We start from the raw sequence: 215 nt of genomic DNA, 5'->3' as shown, positions 1-215 counted from the left end.
TACCCCTGTGGAGTAGACTAACCCGCCACCGAAATGCATCATTCCGACACGCTCGCCCTGATAGTCCGCCGATCTACCCAACCAGAGATTGGCTGATGGGTTTGAAAATGAAATTTTAAAATTTTTCGTGTACTGTGCGCTCCTCCTCTCCTTCCCCTCAATTTCGAACCTACTGGACGCTCTCGTCTGTATTCTCGAGCCGCATGCCGTCAAGC

1 protein-coding gene is annotated in these 215 nt (G+C 51.2%); it reads right to left on the bottom strand.

Annotation, left to right across the window (positions count from 1 at the left end; genetic code table 11):
- Positions 1-215, bottom strand: a 215-nt coding sequence (locus C450_RS22655) for a hypothetical protein (protein ID WP_206536837.1), incomplete at both ends; no start/stop codon positions are given.

The organism is Halococcus salifodinae DSM 8989 (assembly GCF_000336935.1).
Taxonomy (GTDB): domain Archaea; phylum Halobacteriota; class Halobacteria; order Halobacteriales; family Halococcaceae; genus Halococcus; species Halococcus salifodinae.
Note: the sequence above shows the minus strand (reverse complement) of the source record. Positions and strands in the feature narration are given on the sequence as shown.